The 4,173-nt window shown below is 58.7% G+C and carries 4 protein-coding genes and 2 pseudogenes; 1 reads left to right on the top strand and 5 read right to left on the bottom strand.

The features are described 5' to 3' along the window. Positions 1-810: pseudogene (locus tag GSQ76_RS26055) on the bottom strand (error-prone DNA polymerase); the annotation flags it as partial. Between the two features lie 15 nt (positions 811-825). Next, positions 826-1,530 (bottom strand): ImuA family protein, encoded by a 705-nt coding sequence (locus GSQ76_RS26060; RefSeq protein WP_158747005.1) that lies wholly within the window; start codon positions 1,528-1,530, stop codon positions 826-828. A gap of 111 nt (positions 1,531-1,641) precedes the next feature. Here GSQ76_RS26060 and GSQ76_RS26065 point away from each other — a divergent pair. Beyond that, positions 1,642-2,417 (top strand): annotated as a pseudogene (locus GSQ76_RS26065) (IS5 family transposase); the annotation flags it as partial. A 37-nt stretch (positions 2,418-2,454) separates the two neighbouring features. Here the strand turns inward: GSQ76_RS26065 and GSQ76_RS26070 are convergent. From GSQ76_RS26070 to GSQ76_RS26080, 3 genes are read right to left on the bottom strand one after another with little or no spacing between them, the layout of a single operon-like run. Further along, positions 2,455-3,408 carry an NAD-dependent epimerase/dehydratase family protein gene (locus GSQ76_RS26070; RefSeq protein WP_254070638.1) on the bottom strand — a complete coding sequence of 318 codons (954 nt, stop codon included), beginning with the start codon at positions 3,406-3,408 and terminating at the stop codon, positions 2,455-2,457. Then, a complete protein-coding gene (locus GSQ76_RS32940; RefSeq protein ID WP_158747006.1) occupies positions 3,401-3,646 on the bottom strand; it encodes a GNAT family N-acetyltransferase in 246 nt (81 codons plus the stop codon). Before GSQ76_RS32940 ends, GSQ76_RS26070 begins: the two co-directional genes overlap by 8 nt. Beyond that, positions 3,627-4,106 (bottom strand): GNAT family N-acetyltransferase, encoded by a 480-nt coding sequence (locus tag GSQ76_RS26080; protein WP_158747007.1) that lies wholly within the window; start codon positions 4,104-4,106, stop codon positions 3,627-3,629. Before GSQ76_RS26080 ends, GSQ76_RS32940 begins: the two co-directional genes overlap by 20 nt. Positions 4,107-4,173 lie beyond the last annotated feature (67 nt).

The following is a 4,173-nucleotide window of genomic DNA, read 5'->3' on the forward strand; positions in this document are numbered from 1 at the left end:
AGCCGGATGATGGCGCTTCAGCCATGATGACGCGTAGGCAAGATGGGCGAAACTGGCGGCATGGCTCTCCGGAAAGCCGTACGACCCAAAACCCTCGATCTGTTTGAACACGCGTTCAGCCAGTTCGGGATCGTAGCCCCACTTCACCATGCCGCCGACTAACCGGTCGCGATACATGCTCACACCTTGAGTGTGCTTGAATGTCGCCATGGCCCGGCGCAGTTGGTCGGCCTCATTGGGAGTGAATCCGGCCGCCACGATGGCCACCCGCATCGCCTGCTCCTGAAACAACGGCACGCCAAGGGTGCGGCCCAGCACGTTTTTCAGTTCGTCGGGGTGCTCATGCTCTGGTGAAGGCTGCGGATAGACCGGCTGCTCTATTCCCCAGCGGCGACGCAGATACGGGTGGACCATGTCACCCTGAATCGGACCGGGACGTATGATCGCAACCTGAACAACCAGATCGTAGAACTTGCTTGGTTTCATCTTCGGCAGAGACGCCATTTGAGCGCGACTCTCGACCTGAAAGACGCCGAGGCTGTCGGCCCGCCGCAGCATGGCATAGGTCTCTTCGCAATCCTTCGGCACCGCAGCCAGATCAAGATCACGCTTATGATGCTGCCGCAGCAGGTCAAACCCGCGACGCAGGCACGATAGCATGCCCAGCGCCAGAATATCGACCTTGAGCAGCTTCAGCGCATCGACATCATCCTTATCCCACTCCAACACAGTGCGCCCGGCCATGGCGGCGTTGCCTACCACCGCCATCTCGGTAAGTGGTCCACGGCTCATGACGAAACCACCGACGTGGGTAACGTCGGCTTTTCATGCCGTGCCGGCAGCTACGCAGGCTGGGGCTTTTTCCAAGACAAGGCTGCGGGCTAGAGCGTCCCAGCGCACCGTCCATGAACCGGGCCTGCCGCCGGACGCGCGGATGAGTGTCAGATTCCAAATTGGCTCTTCTGCGATTGACGCCACAGCAGAAGCAACACGCCAGCGGCTACGCGCTGCTGACGGTGGTACAAGGTGGGTATCCGGCAGCATCAGCAAGCCGATCCCGCCGCCTGCCTCTGCCGCTAGCTGGAGACGCCTTGCCGCGATCAGGTCGAGCGGATGGCCTTCTTGGATTAGCACCGCACCAGCAACGCCAGACGAACGAAGGGCCTCCTCGAACGCGCAAAGCCCATCCTTTGCCTTCTTCGCAGCAACGCAAATCAGATCGGCCTGCGATAGGCCTAAGGCAGCCAGCCCGGCTGGCCACACGTCGGGTTCGCGGCCAATCCATACAACCGCGCCTGCGCTTCGGGCGAGGATTGCGGCGCAAAACCCGGTAGCCGCTCCGGGATCGACTGCCAACACTTCATGGAAAGCCGCTTGGGCAAGGCCACGGCCCGGTAAACTGGCATCGATTGCAGGGCAGATCGACAACCCGCTGGCGTGTGCTTGAGCACCACCGCGCTCCAGACGAGCTACCGTGAGGCGTAATTCGGCAAGGGCGGTTTGACGATCGACGGGAAGCACACTGGACATGGCATCAGCCTAGCCAGCGCTATCTAGCCCGTGTGGGCAAAGTACGTGAAGGGGATTCCCCCGACGCGGTGTTATGTGATTCGAAGCTGATCTTCATGCGGGAGATCGGGTGTAGTCAGGGGCCTTCTAAGCGACCTCGAATGGTCCTTCTTTGAGCCGTTCGTCACCGAGACGGGCGCATTGCGTGGCCGTCCTCCGCTAGACCATCGGCGAACACTCGACGCGGTGTTTTGGATTGCCCGTACCGGTGCGCCCTGGCGTGATCTTCCCGAAGAACTCGGCAATTGGAACTCGGCGCATAAGCAATATCGTCGCTGGACGCTCAGCGGCTTGTGGGACCTGATGCTTGATGCTCTTGCCGAGGGCAGCGTCGGCAATGCTGTGCAGATGGTCGACAGCACTGTCATCCGGGCACATCACTGCGCCGCCGGCGCAAAAGGGGGACTCAAAACCAGGCTCTTGGCCGCTCGCGCGGTGGCTTCTCGACCAAAATCCATGCCTGGACCAACGCTGAGGGTCTTCCAATCGCGCTCTTGCTGACGCCGGGCCAGGCGCACGACAGTACGGCTTTTACCGACCTCATGGCCGAGCATGACGCCGACCTCGAGGTCATGCTGGCCGACAAGGGCTATGACAGCGACGCTATCCGAGACCAGGTTCGCGCTGGAGGCGGCACGCCCGAGATCCCTACCAAGAAGAACCGCCATGTTCAGCACACGGTCAACCGCGCCCTGTATGCCACCCGGAATAGGATAGAGCGCTTCTTCAACCGGCTCAAAAACAGCAGGCGCGTCGCCACCCGATACGATCATACCGCAACCAGCTTTCTCGGCTTCGCTAAGCTAGCTACAATCAAACAATGGATCGCCTTTGTCCACGCGGCCTAACCTATAGGGTAACAACATCTCGATTGCTTGTGACGAATCAGAAAAGCGTTTTGAGGCCCTGTTCAAGGCAGGTAGTCGCTTGCAGCCCTAAGTGACGAATAGCGGCATCGGGAGAGCCCTGCGAGTGACGTATGTCCCCCGACCGGGCGGGCCCAAAAAATGCCTGCAGAGGAGTGTCCTGCAAGCTTGCAAGCTGCTTAGCTAATGTCCAAATTGTTACCGAATGCCCAGTGCAGACATTGAAGATGCCGGGTAGCACAGTGCTGCCTGTTAAAGAAATGGTAAAAGTGTGCATGCCCGCCTGAAGGTGGGCTACAACGTCGCTCACATGCACGAAGTCGCGGGTTTGCCCACCATCGCCGTGCAGTGTGATTGGCTTCCCGGCACCAATCAGGCGAGCAAAGATTGAAATCACCCCGCTATAGGGAGAGTTGGGATCCTGCCGTGGCCCATAAACGTTAAAAAATCTAAATCCAATTGTCGGCACGCTATGGACGAGTGTGGCAATCCTGGCATGGAGTTCGCTGCCAAGCTTGTCTACGCCATAGGCGGTCTGTGGGGCTGGCACTAAATCTTCATGAGCAGCGCTAGCGCCCACATCCCCGTAAATGGCAGCTGAGGAGGCATACACTACGGGTACTGGCGCACCGACGGGGGATGCCCTGCGGGCAGCATCAAGTACTATGACGGTGCCTCCTTGGTTAACACTGTGCGTACCACACCAATCTTCGTTGCCCCTTACAACTGAGGCAATGGCAGCAAGGTGGAATATTCCATCTACCGAGGCCGCCGCTTGTCGGATAATCGCTGGGTTCGTGATGCTGCCGTGGTAGAAAGTCACTCGGCTATCCAGGTTTGAACGGTGCCCTGTCGAAAGGTCATCAAGAACGACCACTTGATGTCCAGCCGCTAACAAGGCGTCACATAGATGGGAGCCAATGAACCCAGCTCCTCCCGTTACAAGGTAGCGTTTGCAGATGATATCAGCCACGGAGTGACCTTGCAGCGTTACCGGCGACTTGGCGCAGCAGTGTAGCGGCGCCGAATGGATGCCATGGATTGGCAACGATCAAGCCTCCACGCAGCCGTCTTTCGGATGCCCAGCCTTTTTTGTAAGGATCGTCGCCGCGACCAAAATCCAGCATTGTTACGTGTTCCACCTCAATAAATCGTCGAATCATCCACGCAGTCAGCACAGTACCAGGGGATTCAGCACCAGCCCGCTGCATGCGACAATTTCAAAACAGTTGCGGTTCCATTTTCGACAGTCCAATACTGGGCGGATATTGGCATTGCATCTCGGCGAAGAACCGCAATACGTAGAACTCCCGCTCGAGCCGCTTCTCCTACGAAAGCGGCCGTAAAACGTGGCAAAGGCTCAGAGGGTTTCCAGCTTTGGGCATAAACCTGCTCGTATTCGGCCAACAGAGGCATAGCGGTGTCTTCCGTGTTACCGCAGACAATCTCGACCGATGGATCACGTTCTGCGCGGGCCAAGCGGCGGCGGATTGTTTCGCGCAGAGCGCCTGGCCGATCAGCCAGATATTCGGTCCATCGGCGGCCGTTGAGCGATTCGTGCCAGTTGGCGAAGCTGGCAAACGGTATGGTGTGGTAGCCTGCACGCCGGAAACCCTTCCGTAAACTATCCCAGCCATCCCATTCAGGATCAATCGCGTCGATGCGGAGCACGGGTCCAAAATGGGGCGCTATCGGACTGTGTTGCACGGGTCAGAAGACGGTTGCGGTCCGGCCATTT

Origin of the sequence: Acidisphaera sp. L21 (genome assembly GCF_009765685.1) — a bacterium.
Classification (GTDB): domain Bacteria; phylum Pseudomonadota; class Alphaproteobacteria; order Acetobacterales; family Acetobacteraceae; genus LMUY01.

What these genes read in the sequence shown, in the direction of transcription:
- GSQ76_RS32940 (WP_158747006.1), bottom strand. Translation starts at nt 3,646, where the DNA reads ATGCAGCGGGCTGGTGCTGAATCCCCTGGTACTGTGCTGACTGCGTGG.
- GSQ76_RS26060 (WP_158747005.1), bottom strand. Translation starts at nt 1,530, where the DNA reads ATGTCCAGTGTGCTTCCCGTCGATCGTCAAACCGCCCTTGCCGAATTA.